The sequence below is a fragment of the Pseudoduganella sp. jia 9 genome (assembly GCF_055502615.1).
The window spans coordinates 52567-68674 of record NZ_JBUPWE010000013.1; the positions used below are offsets into that span (position 1 = coordinate 52567).

12 protein-coding genes are annotated in these 16108 nt (G+C 67.5%); 2 read left to right on the forward strand and 10 right to left on the reverse strand.

Going from position 1 to position 16108, the window contains the following annotated elements; genetic code table 11:
* Positions 1 to 43: 43 nt before the first annotated feature.
* Positions 44 to 952 (forward strand): PilZ domain-containing protein, encoded by a 909-nt coding sequence (locus tag ACY34H_RS18140; protein WP_464978867.1) that lies wholly within the window; start codon positions 44 to 46, stop codon positions 950 to 952.
* 74 nt (positions 953 to 1026) lie between these two features.
* Here the strand turns inward: ACY34H_RS18140 and ACY34H_RS18145 are convergent, their stop codons facing one another.
* Both ACY34H_RS18145 and ACY34H_RS18150 read right to left on the reverse strand, forming a co-directional pair.
* Positions 1027 to 2460 carry a sensor histidine kinase gene (locus ACY34H_RS18145; protein WP_464978868.1) on the reverse strand — a complete coding sequence of 478 codons (1434 nt, stop codon included), beginning with the start codon at positions 2458 to 2460 and terminating at the stop codon, positions 1027 to 1029.
* On the reverse strand, positions 2457 to 3137 hold the full coding sequence (locus ACY34H_RS18150; protein ID WP_464978869.1) for a response regulator: 681 nt from the start codon (positions 3135 to 3137) through the stop codon (positions 2457 to 2459). Before ACY34H_RS18150 ends, ACY34H_RS18145 begins: the two co-directional genes overlap by 4 nt.
* 111 nt (positions 3138 to 3248) lie before the next feature.
* On the opposite strand from ACY34H_RS18150, the gene ACY34H_RS18155 reads away from it, so the two are divergent.
* Complete coding sequence (locus tag ACY34H_RS18155; protein WP_464979051.1) at positions 3249 to 3383, forward strand: MipA/OmpV family protein; 135 nt, start codon at positions 3249 to 3251, stop codon at positions 3381 to 3383.
* A gap of 76 nt (positions 3384 to 3459) precedes the next feature.
* Here the strand turns inward: ACY34H_RS18155 and ACY34H_RS18160 are convergent, their stop codons facing one another.
* The 8 genes from ACY34H_RS18160 to smc all read right to left on the reverse strand — a co-directional run bounded on the left by ACY34H_RS18160 (position 3460) and on the right by smc (position 16028).
* Positions 3460 to 4290: an aldo/keto reductase gene (locus ACY34H_RS18160; protein WP_464978870.1), complete on the reverse strand. Its 831-nt coding sequence runs from the start codon at positions 4288 to 4290 to the stop codon at positions 3460 to 3462.
* Positions 4287 to 4994, reverse strand: coding sequence for a hypothetical protein (locus ACY34H_RS18165; protein WP_464978871.1), 708 nt, complete (start codon positions 4992 to 4994; stop codon positions 4287 to 4289). The genes ACY34H_RS18160 and ACY34H_RS18165 overlap by 4 nt, the downstream gene beginning before the upstream one ends.
* 7 nt (positions 4995 to 5001) lie before the next feature.
* A complete protein-coding gene (locus ACY34H_RS18170) occupies positions 5002 to 6993 on the reverse strand; it encodes an OPT family oligopeptide transporter (RefSeq protein ID WP_464978872.1) in 1992 nt (663 codons plus the stop codon).
* A 171-nt stretch (positions 6994 to 7164) separates the two neighbouring features.
* A complete protein-coding gene (gene def / locus ACY34H_RS18175) occupies positions 7165 to 7701 on the reverse strand; it encodes a peptide deformylase (RefSeq protein ID WP_464978873.1) in 537 nt (178 codons plus the stop codon).
* Positions 7698 to 8582, reverse strand: coding sequence for a UTP--glucose-1-phosphate uridylyltransferase GalU (gene galU / locus ACY34H_RS18180; RefSeq protein ID WP_464978874.1), 885 nt, complete (start codon positions 8580 to 8582; stop codon positions 7698 to 7700). The genes def and galU overlap by 4 nt, the downstream gene beginning before the upstream one ends.
* Positions 8583 to 8750: 168 nt before the next feature.
* The gene (ligA, locus tag ACY34H_RS18185) at positions 8751 to 11096 is read right to left on the reverse strand and encodes an NAD-dependent DNA ligase LigA (RefSeq protein ID WP_464978875.1); all 2346 of its coding nucleotides are present in this window, start codon (positions 11094 to 11096) and stop codon (positions 8751 to 8753) included.
* 19 nt (positions 11097 to 11115) lie between these two features.
* Entirely contained in the window at positions 11116 to 12507 is a 1392-nt protein-coding gene (locus ACY34H_RS18190; RefSeq protein ID WP_464978876.1) for a cell division protein ZipA C-terminal FtsZ-binding domain-containing protein, read from the reverse strand.
* On the reverse strand, positions 12504 to 16028 hold the full coding sequence (gene smc, locus ACY34H_RS18195) for a chromosome segregation protein SMC (protein ID WP_464978877.1): 3525 nt from the start codon (positions 16026 to 16028) through the stop codon (positions 12504 to 12506). Before smc ends, ACY34H_RS18190 begins: the two co-directional genes overlap by 4 nt.
* Positions 16029 to 16108: the final 80 nt, after the last annotated feature.

The following is a 16108-nucleotide window of genomic DNA, read 5'->3' on the forward strand; positions in this document are numbered from 1 at the left end:
AAGATTTGCTGGTATGCTTGCAGGCTACTAGCCGAGTACGCCCATGACTTTCATCCTCAAGAACCTCCGCGATCACCTGCCCTGGCTGCAGTCACCGGCCGTGCGCCGCTCCAATGCGCGATTGCGGCCGGCGTGGAATGCACTGCCGGAATCCGATGGCAGCGTGAAGGAATATGTACGTACCGAGGCAGCGGGCGACCTGATCACGGCCGGGCTGCTGCCCCGCCGCAGGCGGATGGGCCCGGCGGACATTGCCGAACGCATTCCGCTGGCCGCCGCGCCGCACGAGATCGCCGACGCCGCGGCCATCCGCGAATCGCTGCAAACGCTGTACGACCGCGGCGAACCCGTGACGATCTACCCCCAGGGCGGCGGCGCTCCCATGCTGGCGCGCATCCATGCGATCGATGCCGGCGAGCCGGCGTTCACCTTGCGGCTGGACGGCGGCGGCGTGCTGCCCGAAGGAACCTGCACCTTCGTCAGCCGCCTCGATTCGGCGCGCTTCCAGTTCGACCTCGCGGCCGGCTGGACACCGCTGCCCGGCCAGCCCTCGCTCGTGCCGGCGCCCTTCCCGTCGCACTGCCTGGTATTGAACCGCCGCGCCTCCAGGCGCCTGGAAACACCGGTGGCCGGCAACTACACCGCGTCGTTCGTCATGTTCGGTACGCCGTTCGAGATGCTGCTGTACGACGTGGCCGCCGGCGGCATCGGCATGCGCTGCGCCCCGCGCGATGCGCCCGGCCTGCACATCGGCCGCAAGCTCCAGCGCGTGCGGCTCGAGCTGAACGACACCGTCGTCATCTGCGACCTCGAAGTACGCCTGTCGCGCCGCTTCCGCTCGTTCCTGCTGGGCGAGCAGGTGCAGATCGGCTGCCGCTTCGTCGACCTGACCACGCAAATGCAGGAACTGGTCGACCGCGCAATCAAGCGCATGGCGCAGGGCCGGCGCTAAACCAGCGGAAAAAATAGGGACGGACCCTGTTTTTCAGGCAACATTTCCTGAAAAATGGGGACGTACCCCTTTTTTCAAGCAACATTTGCGGAGATATCCGGAACCCGCCGAAGCGACGCTCTGCCGTTTTCTTCCGATGCCACCAGCGGCAGATGGACCCTTGCCAGCAGTCCGCTGCCCGCCTGCTTCTCTCCCAACACGATCTGCCCCTGGTGCCGCACCACCGCGGCCAGCGCGATCGCCAGCCCCAGGCCGCTGCCGCCCTGCGTCTGCGCCGGATCGCGGTAGAAGCGGTCGAACACCCGTTCGCGCAGCGCGGGCGGGATGCCGGGGCCGTCGTCGGCCACGGTCAGCACGGCGCAGCCGCCTTCGCGCGCCAGCCGCACATCGACCGTGCCGCGCTCCGGGCTGTACTTGATGGCGTTGTCGACCAGGTTGTCGATCAGCGAGGTCAGGCTTTCACGCCAGCCATGCACCGCCAGGCCAGGTTCGGCCACCAGTTCCAGTTCCACGCCCCGCGCATCGGCGAGGCATGACAACGCCGCCATCCGGTCCTGCAGCAGGGTATCCAGCGCCACGGCTTCGGCCTGCTCGGCGCCGGCGGCGTCGCTGCGCATCAGGTTCAGCAACTGGCCGACCAGGCGCCCGGCACGCGTGACGCCGCTGACGATCCCGGCCAGCAGTTCGCGCTGCCGCGGCTCCACGGCCTGCGCCTGCAGCGCTTCCACGTTGACGCGCATGGCCGCCAGCGGCGTGCGCAGTTCGTGCGCGGCATCGGCGATGAAGGCGCGCTCGCGGGTGCTGGCCTCGTGCAGCCGGCGCATCAGGCCGTCGATATTCTCCACCATCGCGCGCAGCTCGCGGTGGCGCGGCCGGAACGACAGCGGCGCCAGGTCGCGCGGCCCGCGCGAACCCACTTCCCGCGCCACCGCATTCCACGGCCGCAGCGCGACACGGATCGACAGCCACGCCGGCAGCGCCAGGAAAGGGATGCTGATCAGCAGCGGCAGCAGGTAGTAGCCCTTCGAGTTGAGCGTCATGAAAATGTTCATCCGGTCGGCCGGCACGATCATGGTCATCCGCAAGCCGGTACGCGGCGAAACCCTGGTGCGGGCACGCCACTGCTTGCCGTCGAACGTCACCGGCTCGATGACGCCGGGCCGGCCGGTACGCAGGTTCGCCGGCACGTCGGCACTGCGGTACAGGATCTCGGCACCAAGTACCAGCAGGAGCCGCGACGCCAGCGCGGGTTCGACATCCTCGGACAGCGCCAGCTCGACATGCCGGAGCGCGATACTGCGTTGCACCGGCCGGTCCGCCAGCTGGTCGGCCACGATCAGCACCGCATCGAACAAGCGATCCTGCCTCAGGCTCTCGTCATCCCTGCCGCTCTCGTACACCACGAATCCCGCGGCCAGGCTCCACAGCAACGCCAGCAATGCCAGCTGGGCCAGCAGCAGCCGGCGCATCAGGCTCGGTGCGAACATATCGCGCAGGCCGCGGATCATCGGGCGCGCTCCTGGTCGATGTTCTGGTCGATCACGTAGCCCACGCCGCGCACCGTGCGGATATACCCCTCGCCGATCTTGCGGCGCAGGTTCGCCATGTGCACATCGAGCGAGTTGCTGGCATTGGCTTGCGCGCCGGGCAGCGCCTGTTCTTCCAGGCTGCGGCGCGTGACGACCCGGTCGGCGCGCATCATCAGTGTTTTCAGCAGCACGTACTCGCTGGCCGTCAGGTCCACGGGCCGGCCGTCCACGGCAACGCGGCGCGTGGGCACATGCAGGCACAGGCCGCGCAGCTCCAGCGATGCGCCGTCGAAGCCGTAGCTGCGCCGTGCCAGCGCCCTGACCCGCGACAGCAGTTCGGCCAGCTCGAATGGCTTGACCAGGTAATCGTCGGCCCCCGTATCGAGGCCTTGCAGGCGATCCGGCAGCGAATCGCGTGCCGACAGGATCAGTACCGGCAAACCGCTGCGGCTGCGGCGCAGCTTCGCCAGCAGGTGCAGGCCATCGCCATCGGGCAGGCCGAGATCCAGCAGCACCAGGTCGCAGCGGTCGCCCGACAGGTAATCGTCGGCACCGGCCATGTGGCGCACCCACACCACGTCCATGCCCTGGTCGGCCAGCGCGATGCGCACGCCGTTGCCGAGATCCAGGTCGTCTTCGATCAGCAGAATTTTCATGGCCGGTATTAAACCATCCGGATGTGAAGAAAGGCTAAAGATCGGCCTTCACGCAATCTTCAGGTCCGGCTCAGGTTTCCTTCATGTGAGCGCCGGACACTGCGAGCTCCGATATTCGGTGACGCGCGCTGGGCGGTAACGGGCACCGTCGGCATCACGGCGCTGACGCGCGACGCCGCCAACAGCCCGATCACGAAGCGCCCGCGCGCCGGCACCGGGGCGATCTATGCCACGTACAGCTATTGAACGCGGGGTGAAACGCGCGGTAACAGGCACCTATTGTTTGGAAATATTTCCGGATGATCGGAGCCTGTCACCGGTTTCAGAGGATATCCAGCGGCACAGACCGTACTGGCGGAGGGAACGCAGCGTCCAGCGCGGCCAGGTCGTCCGCCGCCAGCACGATGTCCAGCGCGGCACGGTTGGCGCGCACGTGTTCGGGCTGCACGGCTTTTGGAATGGCGGTCACGCCTTCCTGGGCGAACAGCCAGGCCAGCGCGATCTGGGCGGGGGTGGCGCCGTGCCGGGCGGCGACCTGGCGCAGCGCCGGATCGGCGAACAGCCGCTGCTGCTCGCGCCGGTCCGATTCAAGGGGCGAATAGGCCATCACGGGAATGCCGTGCCGGCGGCACCATGGCAGCAGGTCGAACTCGATGCCGCGCCGTCGCAGGTTGTACATCACCTGGTTGGCGGCGATGCGGTTGCCACCCGGTGCGCGCAGGGCTTCTTCCATGTCCGCCGTGTCGAAGTTGCTGACGCCGTACGCCAGGATCTTGCCGGCCGCGCGCAGCGCTTCGAATCCTTCCAGCGTCTCGGCCAGCGGCACGCCGCCGCGCCAGTGCAGCAGGTACAGGTCGATACGGTCGGTGCCCAGCCGCGCCAGGCTGCGCTCGCAGGCACGCTGCACCTCGGCGCGTCCGGCATTGTGGGGATAGACCTTGCTGACGATGACGACTTCGTCGCGCCGGCCGGCGATCGCCGCGCCCACCACCCGCTCGGCCCCTCCTTCGCCGTACATCTCGGCGGTGTCGATCAGCGTGATGCCGAGGTCCATGCCCAATTGCAGCGCGGCTACCTCGTCGTTCCTGCGGGCCGGATCTTCGCCCATGTACCACGTGCCCTGCCCCAGCCGGTGACCTGCGATTGGATTCATATGCCGAATGCTCCCGCGGAAAGTGTGTAGGTGAATGCAAACAGGAACAGCACGAAGAACAGCAGCAGGACCAGCGTGACGATGCCGGCGGTCCTGGCCGGTATGACCTTCGGCAGCCATGTGGCGAACGCGTCGAACCCGACCGACAGCAGCAGCACCGCCAGCGGTGCCTGCCAGTACAGCAGCGCGGCCACCAGGCCCTGCTCCAGCGCGTTCCAGCCGATGTAGCCCTTCAGCACGATGCCCGGCGCCACGAAAGTGAACGCGGCAGCCGCCACGTGCATGACGGCCTTGAACAGCAGGAAGGCGCGCGGCGACGGCGGCGCATCGCGCAGCACGTTGCCGAAGAAGTAGCGGACGCCGGATCGCGGCCCGGCGGCGGCCAGCACCGCCAGGCCCAGCGCGAACGGCACCAGGGCGCACAGCCAGAGCACCAGCATCGACGCCGGCGGCAGGTAGGAAGCATCGAGCAGGATCGCCAGCGGCGGCGGCTCGCCGAGCGCCGCGACGCGGAACATGGCCAGCAACTGCACCGCCAGCAGGGATGCCACGCACAGCTTCAGCACGAAGCCGGCGCGGGGAATGAACATCAGGCCTTCGGCCACTACGAGAAAGATCGCAGTGGCCAGCAGCAGGCGCCAGGGAAAAGTACCCAGCAGCGCGATGGCGGCGGCGCCGGCCTGCAGGATGTCCGCCAGCGCCATCGGCTCGTTAGCCCTCGATGCGGCGCGCCGAGTTGGCGGCCCAGCGGTACAGGCTCACGAGGATCGCGGCCGCCACGGCCAGCGCGATCAGCATGCCGGTCGATTCCTCGACGCCGGCACCGAAGGCCAGCGGTTCGGCCGTTCCGGACAGCACGATCATCGCGGCCAGCGCCACGTTGAACAGGCTCTCGCCGACGATGAAGCCGGACATCACCAGCACGCCCACGCGGGAAGCGGCTTCGCCGTAGGTCTTGCCACGCAGGGATTTCTCGAAGTAATAGCCGGCCACCGCGCCGACCACCACCGGCGCCGTGACGGCGGACGGCAGGTAGACGGCCAGGCCCACGCCCAGCGGCGGCAGGCTGTATTTGCCATGGCTCGATTTCTTCAGGAAGAAGTCGATCGCCACCAGCACCAGGCCGATGACAGCGCCCCAGCCGATCAGGTGCCACGGCAGGTCGCCGCCGATCACGCCGCGCGCCAGCGTGGAGATCAGGGTTGCCTGCGGCGCGGCCAGCGGCTGGTCGGAAATGGCGTTCTGGTTCGGCGCGCCGGCAAAGCCGTAGGCGTGATTGAGCAGGTCCAGCACCGGCGGCACCACGCAGGAACCGGCGAACACGCCGATGATCAGCGCCACCTGCTGCTTCCACGGCGTGGCACCGACCAGCTGGCCGGTCTTCAGGTCCTGCAGGTTGTCGTTGCCGATGACGGCCACCGCCAGCACGACGGTGGTGACGAACAGCGCGAACGCGATCAGCGCCTTCGCGGTGTCCGGGCCCAGTACTTCGCGGCCGACGAAGCCGATCGAGGTGGCGGCGCCGAGGATGGTGAGGATCGCGATGCCGGACACCGGCGAATTCGACGAGCCGATCAGGCCCGCCATGTAGCCGCACACTGCCGCGGCCAGCAGGCCGGCGACCAGGATATAGCCGATACCGACGATGACCAGCGGGGTGGCGATCGACGCCAGTACGCCGCCTTCCAGGAAGGCGGACAGCAGCCAGCCGGCCGGCACCATCGCGATCAGGGTGATGAGGCCGACGATGAAGATCGGCATGTCGCGTTCCACGCGCGGCACCTCGGCGCCGCCGTGCTTTGCCGCGCGCGAGGCGTCCAGCGCCGACTTCAGGCCGCCGAACACGGGCTTGGCCAGCGTGGCCAGCGTGACGATCGCCGCGGCACCGATCGTGCCCGCGCCCATCATGCGCACCTGCGTGCTCCACACGCCCAGCGCGTGGTCGGCGATCGACGTGCCGGCGGCCATCGGCGTGGCGGCCGTGAGGATCGGCACCAGGATGCCCCAGGCGATGACGAGGCCGGCCAGCATCGCGATGCCGACCGTGATGCCCATCAGGTGGCCGGCGCCGATCAGCGCCAGCGAGGTCGATGCCCCCAGCCCGGTGGCGGCGCTGCCGCTGCCGAAGCGGAAGTAGTACGCCACCTCGTGCGACACCAGCTTGGCGCCGGCCAGCGCGGCAAAGCCCGCCGATGTCAGCGTGCCCAGCACCACGGCCTTCAGGCCGGCCTTGCCTTCCTGCGCCCCGGCGCGCGACTGCGTGCCCACTTTCAGCACTTCGGCCGCGGCCACGCCTTCCGGATACGGCAGCTTCGACTGCGACACCAGCGCGCGGCGCAGCGGGATCGTGTACATCACGCCCAGCACGCCGCCGATCGCGCAGGCACCGAAGGTGGGCCAGAACGGGATCTCGGCCCACCAGCCGATCATCAGCAGGCCGGGCAGCACGAAGATCACCGACGCCAGCGTGCCGGCAGCCGAGGCGATCGTCTGCACGATATTGTTTTCCTGGATCGTCGCATCCTTGAAGGCGGACAGCAGCGCCATCGAGATGACGGCGGCGGGGATCGAGGTGGCGAACGTGAGGCCGACTTTCAGGCCGAGATAGACTTGCGCGGCCGTGAAGACCAGCGTGATCAGGATGCCGAGGAGGATCCCCCGGACCGAAAATTCTAGTGGATTGGACGAAGAGGGTTGGCTCATCCTGGTTTCTCCCGGTGGCCCGGATTTGTGATCCAGGATTTGTTATTGGGTGCTGAGTTAGGTACCAAATGCTGGGCGGGATATTACGACAGATTCACCGTCGCGCCAATGATCGTTGGCGCATATTGAAATGCAGTGCTTACCGGGGATGGGGGATGGGTTCTTCCCCGCTCAATCGTCGTCGTTCGGATCGAGCTCGGGGAACATCACGCTGGTAAAGCCGAACTTCGTGAAATCCACGATCCGCGCCGGGTACAGGATGCCGTGCAGGTGGTCCACCTCGTGCTGCACCACGCGGGCATGGAAGCCGTCGGCATCGCGCGAGATGGGCTTGCCGTGCTGGTCGAAGCCTTCGTAATGCAGCCGCGTGTAGCGCGGCACACTGCCGCGCAGGCCGGGCACCGACAGGCAGCCTTCGAAGCCCTCTTCCTTCTCTTCGCCCAGCGGGGTAAGCACGGGATTGATCAGCACCGTTTCCGGCACCTGCGGCGCGTTCGGGTAGCGCACGTTCGACTTGAAGCCGAAGATCACCACCTGCAGGTTGACGCCGATCTGCGGCGCGGCCAGGCCGGCGCCGTTCGCCGCGTGCATCGTGTCGAACATGTCGGCGATCAGCGCGTGCAGCGCCGGGGTATTGAAGTCGCGCACCGGGTCGGCCTGCCGCAACAGGCGCGGGTCGCCCATCTTGAGGATGTCGCGGACGGTCACAGCGTCTCGCGCGTCTGCGCCACGTATTCGGCGAACTCGGCGCCCGTTTCCGGGTGCTTCAGGCCCATCGCCAAAGTAGCCTTCAGGTAGCCCAGCTTCGAGCCGCAGTCGTAGCGCTGGCCTTCGTAGCGGTAGGCCAGCACGCGTTCGTGCCTGAGCAGCGCGGCGATGCCATCGGTCAGCTGGATCTCGCCGCCGGCGCCCTTGCCCACCTGTTCGAGGAACTCGAAGATGCGTGCCGACAGCACATAGCGTCCGACCACGGCCAGCGTCGACGGTGCCTTGTCCGGGCTGGGTTTCTCGACGATGCCGGACACCAGCTCCAGCCGCTCGCGGTACGGCGATGCGCTGACGATGCCGTACTGGCGGGTGTTCTCGCGGGGGACTTCCTGCACCGCCAGCAGGCTGGCGCGCTCGAATTCGTAGCGTTCGGTCATCTGCGCCAGCACCGGGCGGACGCCCTCCGGCGTATCCATGAAGTCGTCGGCGAGCAGCACGGCGAACGGCTCGTTGCCGACGATCGGGCGGGCGCACAGCACCGCGTGGCCCAGGCCCAGCGGCGCGGACTGGCGGATGTAGATGCAATTGACATTCTTCGGGATCACGTTCTGCACCAGTTGCAGCAGTTGCTGCTTCTGTGCCGCCTCCAGTTCCGCTTCCAGCTCGTACGCCGTGTCGAAATGATCCTCGATCGCGCGCTTGTTGCGGCCCGTGATGAACACCATGTCCGTGATGCCGGCGGCCACCGCCTCCTCGACCGCGTACTGGATCAGCGGCTTGTCGACGATCGGCAGCATTTCCTTCGGCTGCGCCTTGGTCGCGGGCAGGAAGCGGCTGCCGAGGCCGGCGACGGGGAAAACGGCTTTACGGATCTGGTTCATCCAGTTTTTCTCTCAAAAAAATGTTTCCCAAAACCGGGGTCTGACCCCGGTTTTGGGTAATTGTTTGCCCAGCATTGCCAGCAGGTTGCTGCGTCCAGGATCGTAACGCCCACTTCCTCGGCTTTTGCATGTTTCCAAAAACTGGGGTCAGACCCCGGTTCTGGGTAACTATTTCCCCAGCAGTGTCAGCAGGGCGGCCTCGTCCAGCACCGTGACACCGAGTTCCTCCGCTTTCGCGAGCTTGCTGCCCGCGTCCGCGCCGGCCACCACATACGAGGTCTTTTTCGAGACGGAGCCGGAAACCTTGCCGCCGGCCGCCTCGATCATCGCGCCCGCGGCATCGCGGGACAGGGTCGGCAGCGTGCCGGTCAGGACGAAGGTCTTGCCGGACATCGGTCCCTCTTCCGCTTCCGCCGCGGTCTCCGGCAGTTGCGCCAGCAGTTCGGCGCGCAGCGCGGCAAGCGCCATCAGCGTGTCCCGGTTCGCCTGCGACGCCATCCACTCCTCGAGCGACGCGGCGACGGTGGCGGGCAGGCCGAACACATTGAATACCTTCAGGAAGGCCAGCGCTTCGAGCGTCATGCCATCGGCCAGCAACTGCCTGGCGCGCGGTTCCGTCAGCTTCGGGATGCCCAGCGCGGCCAGCAGCGCCACTTCGTCGAGCTTCTCGCGCAGCTGCGCTTTCGGCGCGTGCTCGCCCTGCGGCGCGACACCGGCGGCCAGCAGCGCGTCGATTGCCGCCTGGTTCTTCTCTTCGGCGAAGAAGTCGGCGATCGATTCGGCCACGGTTCCGCCGATGTCCGGCAGCACGCGCAGCAGTGCGGCCGGCGCGCGGCGCACCAGGGCAAAGCTGCCGAGCCACTCGGCCAGTGTCTTGCCGGTCGATTCGCCGACATGCCGGATGCCCAGCGCGAACAGCAGCCGTTCCAGCGGCGGCTTCTTGCTGGCCTCGATCGCGGCAAGCAGGTTGTCGGCCCAGCGGGTGGCGACCTTGCCTTGCTTGACGGTCTCCGGCGTGGTGCCGTCGCGTTCGTCCGCGGCCAGCTTCATGCGCAGCAGGTCGTCCAGCGTCAGCCTGTAGAGGTCCGCCACGCCGTGCACCAGGCTGCATTCGACCAGGCTGTCGATGTAGCGGTCGCCCAGCCCTTCGATGTCCATCATGCGGCGGCCGGCGAAGTGGCGGATCGCTTCCTTGCGCTGCGCCGCGCACGTGAGGCCGCCGGAGCAACGGGCGATCGCCTCGCCTTCCTCGCGCACCACGTGGGAGCCGCACACCGGGCAGGTGTTCGGCAGCACGTAGGCCGCCGGTTCGGGCACCGGGCGCTTGTCCAGCACCACCGCCAGCACTTCGGGGATCACGTCGCCGGCACGGCGCACGATGACGGTATCGCCCACGCGCACGTCCTTGCGGCGCACTTCGTCTTCGTTGTGCAGCGTGGCGTTGGTGACAGTGACGCCGCCGACGAACACCGGCACGAGCCGCGCGACCGGCGTGATGGCGCCGGTGCGGCCGACCTGCACTTCGATCGCCTGCACGGTGGTCAGCGCTTCCTCGGCGGCGAATTTATGCGCCAGCGCGAAGCGCGGCGCGCGCGACCGGAAGCCCAGGGTACGCTGGTCCTCGACCCGGTTGACCTTGTAGACGACGCCGTCGATCTCGTACGCCATCGCCGGGCGCGCCCTGCCGACCCGCGAGTAAAAGGCCAGCAGGCCGTCCTTGCCCTGCACGACGGCGCGCTCCCGGTTCACCGGCAGGCCCAGCTCCGCATACCAGTCGAGCAGGCCGGAGTGGGTTTCCGGCATGTCCGCGCCAACGAGTTCGCCGATGCCGTAGGCGAAGAAGCGCAGCTTGCGCTGCGCCGTGATGCGCGAGTCGAGCTGGCGCAGCGCGCCGGCGGCGGCATTGCGCGGATTGACGAACTCCTTCTGGCCCGCAGCGCGCTGGCGCTCGTTCATGGCGGCGAAATCGGCCTTGAACATCAGCACTTCGCCGCGCACCTCCAGCACCGCGGGCAGGTCGTTGCCCTGCAGGCGCAGCGGGATCGACTTGATGGTGCGGATGTTCGCCGATACGTCCTCGCCGGTATAGCCGTCGCCGCGCGTGGCGGCCTGCACGAACACGCCGTTCTCGTAGCGCAGGTTGATGGCCAGGCCATCGAACTTCAGCTCGGCCGCGTAATCGATCTGCGGGGCATCGAGGCCCTCGCGCACGCGGCGGTCGAAGTTTTCGATGTCCTCGTCCGTGAAGCCATTGTTCAGCGACAGCATCGGCACCACGTGCGTGACGGCGGCGAACTGCCCCAGCGGGGGCGCGCCGACACGCTGCGTGGGCGAATCCGGCAGCGCCAGCTCGGGGTGGTCCTGTTCGAGCTGCTGCAGCTCGGCGAACAGCTTGTCGTACTCGGCGTCCGGAATGGTGGGCGCGTCGAGCACGTGGTAGGCGTGCAGGTGCCGGTTCAGTTCCGCCGTCAGCCATGCGGCCCGCTCGGCGGGGCTTTGCAGTTCTTCGCTCATGTTGCCTGAATACCTGGAATCAGTTGAACAGCCGCATCGCGCGCGTGGAACCAGCTGGAATGTCGGAACTTTCCATGTCGGCGTAGAACTCCTTCACCTGGCCGGCGATCTCCGCGATCGACGCATCGGACAGCGGCTGGTTGTAGTCGTCGACGATGATCGCGTCCAGGCGCTGCACCAGCGACCTGGCGCAGGAGATCATGGCGCCGAAGCCGTCGCGGGCCGGGACCACGCAGGGCACGTCCAGCAGCAGCGTCAGGCGGCCGGTGGTTTCCTCGGCCGGCGAGACGTTGGTCGACAGCGTGAACAGCTGGCCGCCCTCGCCGTCCGGCATCACGAAGCGGCCGTCCGGGCGCAGGTCGAAGCCCTGCTTTTCCAGCGCGCCGACCAATGTGGTCACATCCCACGGCGCGCCGTTGGCGGCCAGGTTCACGCCCAGCTGGGCATCGTGCGCGGCCACGAAGCGATGCAGGTTGCGCGCCTCGGCCATCACTTCCATCATGTCGGGGATCTGCGGCTCGGCGCCGATCTCGTCGGCCACGGTGCGCAGGCGCGTCACCAGCTCGGAGTATTCCAGTTCGTTCAAGGCCGTGGTGCGGCTGGCCAGCTGCACGCCGCCCTGCAGCTTCGTGTAGACGACGCCATGACGGATCGCTTCCCAGTCGCCGGACACCGCCAGGCCCACGAAATGCACCGGCTTGTTGCCGACCAGGCGCAGCTTGTGCAGCGCCGGCAGCAATTTCTCGCCGCGCATCGGTGCCGCCATGTCCAGCGGCAGCAGGCAGTCGATCAGCGGATCGACCAGCGCCGCCGTGGCAAGTTCGGACGGCGCCACCGCCGCCGGCATCACCGGTTCGGCAACCGGCGCGGGGGCCGGCGCAGGAGCGGGTGCAGGGGTGGGGGCAGATGCAGATGCAGGTGCAGGTTCAGGTGCATCCACGGGTGCCGCGGCTGCCGCCGGTGCGGCGCCAACGGGAGCCGCCGGCTGGACCGAGTCTTCCGGCACGCCGGCCGACGGCTCGACACGCTGCACGTCGTCGGCCACCACGCTCGGCGCCACCGGGTCCTCGTGCGGCGGCTTGCCGTAGGCGCCCGAACCGGCATCGACCATCGGCACGTCGCCCAGCGTGAAGCTCGGTTCCGCCCGCGCACCGGCCGGCGCATGGACCGGCGCCTGCACGGGCACATCGGCATGCACGTGTACCGGCGCATGCGCGCGATCGAGCGAGGGCTCGAGGCCGGCGGCATCGAAGGCCGGCTCCTCGGTGCGCATCAGCACATCGTCGTGTTCGGACGCGAAGGCCCGCTCGACGCTCTTCTTGGCCTTGTGCTCCTGCCACTTGTTATAGATGAATACACCGGCAACGAATACGCCGGCGGCCGCGATCAAGCTGGTCTGAAAATCTGTCATGCTGCTTTTGCCTCGGTAGCGAAATTGGCGGCGGCTTCCATATCCACCGCCACGATGCGCGATACGCCCTGCTCCTGCATCGTCACACCGATCAGTTGAGTGGCCATCTCCATCGCGATCTTGTTATGCGAGATGAAGAGGAATTGGGTCTGGTCGGACATGCGCTTCACCATCCTGCAGAAACGTTCCGTGTTGGCGTCGTCCAGCGGTGCATCGACTTCGTCGAGCAGGCAGAACGGCGCCGGATTCAGGCGGAACATCGAAAACACGAGCGCCGTTGCCGTCAGCGCCTTTTCGCCGCCCGACAGCAGGTGGATCGTCGCGTTCTTCTTGCCCGGCGGTTGCGCCATCACCTGCACGCCGGAGTCGAGGATCTCGTCGCCCATCATGATCAGTTTAGCCTGTCCGCCGCCGAACAGGATGGGGAACAGTTCGGAAAAGTGTCCGTTGACCTTGTCGAACGTTTCCTGCAACAGGTCGCGCGTTTCCTTGTCGATCTTCTGGATCGCGTCTTCCAGCGTGCCGATCGCTTCCAGCAAGTCGCGGTTCTGCGCGTCCAGGAAATTCTTGCGCTCGGATGCCTGGGCCAGTTCGTCGAGCGCGGCCAGGTTGACGGCGCCCAGCGCGGCGATCGCGTTGGTCAGCCGCGTCACCTCCGCCTGCAGGTACTGCGCCTTCATGTCCGGCTGCAGCCTGGCGGCCAGCGCGGATTCGTCCGCCTGCACTTCGGCCAGCTGCTGGGCGAACTGCTCCTGGTTCAGCCGCGCCGCCTGTTCCTTCAGCTGCATCTCGGTGATGCGGTCGCGCTGCGGCTGCAGGCTGCGTTCGCCCGTCATGCGCGCCTCTTCGGCGTGACGCAACTGCTGGCTGACCTGGTCCAGCTCATGGCGCGCATCGGCCAGCGCGCGTTCCTGCTGCGTGCGGCGGTCCAGCAGTTCCTGCAGGCCCTCGTGCGCGCTGCCGGACTCCAGGCCGGCCAGTTCCAGCTCGCCGGCGCGCAGGCTCTCGGCCACCTGGGCGGCCTGCGTGGTGGCGGTGGCGATGTTGCGGCGCAGTTCGTCGATGCGGCTACGCGCGGATTTTTCCGCGAACTCCGCTTCCTGCGCGCGGCGTTCCAGGTCGCGCAGCGCCTCGCGGGCGTCGGCCAGGCGGCTCTCGACGCGCAGGAAGCCTTCCTGCCCTTCCTCGTGCGCACCCTGCAGTTCGGCCAGTTCCAGGTCGAGCTGCTCGAACTTTTCTTCCGATTCCAGCCTGGCCTGCGCCTGCTCCGCTTCCTGCGCGGCGATTTCGGCGAGATCGCCCTCGATCTGCGTGCTGCGCTGGGCGAAGCGCGCCTCGATCTCGGACAGTTTCACCACGTCCAGCTGCAAGGCATGCACGGACGAGGTCAGCGCGCCGTTTTTCTGGCGCAGCTCGGCCAGCAGGCGCGCATGGTTCGTCAGCGCCGCGTCGGCACGCACCGCGCGGGTGCGCGCTTCCTCGGCCAGCATGGCCTGGGCGCGCAGTTGCTTGGCGATGTTGTCGATCTCCTGCTGGCGGCCCAGCATGCCTTCCTGCTCCGAGTCGGCGGCATGGAAACGCACGCTCGACTGGGTGATCACGTGGCCCTGGCGCGTGACGAAGCAGCTTCCCGCCGGCAGGTGCGCACGGCTGGAAAACGCCTGCGCCGTATCCTCGGCCACGAATACGCCGTGCAGCCAGTCCTGCAGCACGCCGCGCAGGCCGGGATCGTTCAGCTTCAACAGGTCGAGCAGCGGCTTGAAGCCCAGCGGCGCGGCCGCCGGCGGCGCGCTGGTGACGGGCGCAAACAAGGCCAGCTTGGCTGGCGGCGCGTCGCCCATGAAGTGCTTTGCCCAGTCCAGGTTCGACACCTGCAAGGCGCCGGTGCGCTCGCGCAGCACCGATTCCACTGCCGCTTCCCAGCCCGGTTCGATGGCCAACTGCTGCCACAGCCGCGGCAGCTCCTCCAGGCCGTGCTTCTTCAGCCAGGGCATGACCTTGCCCTGTGTCTGCACCCGCTCCTGCAACTGGCGCAGCGCGTTGCCACGCGCTTCCAGTTGCGCGCTGGTCGCCGTTTCGGCCTGCACGGCGGCCTGCGCAGAGCGGCGTTCCTCTTCCAGGCGCGGCTGCTGTTCCAGCGCTTCTTCCAGCTGCATGCCCACTTCTTCCAGCGCCTGCTGCTTTTCCTCGAGCTGATAGCGCAGGTTTTCCAGGTGCGCAGCATCCGGCATCGCCAGGCCGTTCTTTTCCTGCTGCAGGCGTTCGCGCCGCGTCGCCAGGCCGGACAGGATGTTCGATGCATTGCGCTGGTGCGCCGATTCCAGCTCCAGCTGCTGCTGCACCTGCATGATGCGGGCGCGCGATTCGCCTGCCTTTTCCTGCCCTGCGCGCCACTCCGCTTCCAGCAGCGGCAGCAGTTCCGCCTTCTGCTCGGCCAGCATGCGCGATTCCTCGACCTTGGCGGCCAGCTCCTCGAGGTTGAATTCCGCTTCCTCGACCTGGCCGCGGTACTCCCCGGCCTGGCGTTCCCACTGGTCGCGCTGGGCGGTCAGGGTGGCCAGCTGCTGCTGCAGCCGCGTGCGCGATTCCACCACATACTTGATCTGCGCTTCGAGGCTGCCGATGTCGGCATTGGTCTGGTACAGGGCGCCCTGCGCGGTGTGCAGGCGGTCGCCGACGGCAAAGTGGGCCTGCCGCATCTGTTCCAGCGTCAGCTCCACGTTGCGCAGCTGCGCGGTATCGCGTTCCAGGTCGGTCTGCGCCTGCAGCATCTCGGCGAACCAGCGCGCCTGCTCGGCCTGCGCCTCGTTGCGGCGCAGCAGCCACAGCAGCTTCTGCTTTTCATCCTGCTCGGCCTGCAGCTGGTGGAACCGGAGGGCGATGGCGGCCTGGCCTTCGAGCTTTTCCAGGTTGCCGGTCAGTTCGCGCAGGATGTCTTCCACGCGCAGCAGGTTGTCGCGTGTGTCGTGCAGGCGGTTTTCCGTTTCGCGGCGGCGCTCCTTGTACTTCGAGACGCCGGCGGCTTCCTCGAGGAACACGCGCAGCTCTTCCGGCCGCGATTCGATGATGCGGGAGATCATGCCCTGGCCGATGATGGCGTACGCGCGCGGCCCGAGGCCGGTGCCGAGGAAGATGTCCTGGATGTCGCGCCGGCGCACCGGCTGGCTGTTGATGTAGTAGGTGGACGTGCCGTCGCGCGTGAGCGTGCGCTTGACGGCGATCTCGGCATACTGGCCCCACTGGCCTGAAGCCTTGCCGTCGTGGTTGTCGAACACCAGTTCGACCGACGCGCGGCCGGCCGGCTTGCGGTGCGTGGAACCGTTGAAGATCACGTCCTGCATCGATTCGCCGCGCAGCTCGGAGGCTTTCGATTCGCCCAGCACCCAGCGCACCGCGTCGATGATGTTCGACTTGCCGCAGCCGTTCGGCCCTACCACGCCTACCAGCTGCCCCGGCACCTGGAAATTGGTAGGATCGACGAACGACTTAAATCCCGACAATTTAATGGATGATAGACGCACGAAGGAAAATGAACTTTGCCCGGCAGGCTGGTTGCAAAGGCGCTTATCATACCATCGCGCGCAACGGCTCTGGACAAAAT

Coding starts and splice junctions, on each gene's coding strand:
- ACY34H_RS18150 (WP_464978869.1), bottom strand. CDS start 3,137: ATGAAAATTCTGCTGATCGAAGACGACCTGGATCTCGGCAACGGCGTG.
- ACY34H_RS18160 (WP_464978870.1), bottom strand. CDS start 4,290: ATGAATCCAATCGCAGGTCACCGGCTGGGGCAGGGCACGTGGTACATG.
- ACY34H_RS18170 (WP_464978872.1), bottom strand. CDS start 6,993: ATGAGCCAACCCTCTTCGTCCAATCCACTAGAATTTTCGGTCCGGGGG.
- ACY34H_RS18145 (WP_464978868.1), bottom strand. CDS start 2,460: ATGATCCGCGGCCTGCGCGATATGTTCGCACCGAGCCTGATGCGCCGG.
- ACY34H_RS18165 (WP_464978871.1), bottom strand. CDS start 4,994: ATGGCGCTGGCGGACATCCTGCAGGCCGGCGCCGCCGCCATCGCGCTG.
- galU (WP_464978874.1), bottom strand. CDS start 8,582: ATGAACCAGATCCGTAAAGCCGTTTTCCCCGTCGCCGGCCTCGGCAGC.
- ligA (WP_464978875.1), bottom strand. CDS start 11,096: ATGAGCGAAGAACTGCAAAGCCCCGCCGAGCGGGCCGCATGGCTGACG.
- ACY34H_RS18140 (WP_464978867.1), top strand. CDS start 44: ATGACTTTCATCCTCAAGAACCTCCGCGATCACCTGCCCTGGCTGCAG.
- ACY34H_RS18190 (WP_464978876.1), bottom strand. CDS start 12,507: ATGACAGATTTTCAGACCAGCTTGATCGCGGCCGCCGGCGTATTCGTT.